Source organism: Microbacterium sp. Leaf351, from assembly GCF_001423825.1.
Classification (GTDB): domain Bacteria; phylum Actinomycetota; class Actinomycetes; order Actinomycetales; family Microbacteriaceae; genus Microbacterium; species Microbacterium ginsengisoli.
In genome coordinates this window covers 1-836 of record NZ_LMPK01000024.1, presented here as the reverse complement: position 1 = coordinate 836, position 836 = coordinate 1, and the positions used below count along the sequence as shown (strand labels likewise).

The 836-nt window shown below is 63.0% G+C and carries 1 protein-coding gene; it reads right to left on the bottom strand.

Annotation, left to right across the window (positions count from 1 at the left end):
- On the bottom strand, positions 1-836 hold an 836-nt coding region (locus ASG00_RS15380; protein WP_162238370.1), incomplete at both ends, for a hypothetical protein.

The following is an 836-nucleotide window of genomic DNA, read 5'->3' as shown; positions in this document are numbered from 1 at the left end:
GGGCGACTTTCAGGAGCCCCGCCTTGAGAGTACCGAGGAGGCGGGGGGATGCCCGTTCTGCGAGTGCTGCGGCCAACTCGGGATGGAACGAGTTGCTGGCGGCGGCAACGATCGAGCCCGTAACCTCCGATACCAACTCAATCGTCTCGCGGTCGGAACTACCGTGGCGGAGAAGCGAAGCGAGCAAGTTCCCCATGGCAATCGTGTGAGAAACGGTGCCGTGGGCGACCAAGTACTCGAACGTGTTGAGAGCGGTCCGGGGGGATGCGCCGGCCAAAACTTCTGGCAAGTGCTCGGCGCCGATGCCTTGGTCGGTGAGTGGTTGGGCAGCGACGAGCACGCGCGTTAGCCATGCCGCCTCGTCGTCCAGATTATCCAGCCGAGGTGCGGCGCTGCCGAGCCACTGCACCCAACGCGCAAGCTGGTAATCGTTCCGCGACCCCAACCCGAAAGCGGTTCGCCAAATATTCAAACAGACTCGCTGGGCTTCTTCCGTCCTCCCAAGGAGGGAGTACGCGTCTACAAGTGCGACTAGGTCGACAAGGGCCCCGTTGACTCCTTGTTCCGGTGCCTCCGATTCGAACGCTGCAAGGGCCTCGCTCAACCAGTCCGGGGCGACACCGGCAATGTTCAGTTTGACCCCGAGAGCAACGCGGAGCGCCGCGTGCCATTCGCGCGGTTGAGAGACGAACTTTCTGCTCATCGCCCGCTCGTAGCGACCGACTAACTGCAGGCTGACGGCCTCGAACGTATCGATTGCGAGCGTATGCAGTTCGCGTCGTTTGCTGCGCAGCGAATGGACGGAGTGGTCAGGTCGCTTGCCGGCGATCGGCGGG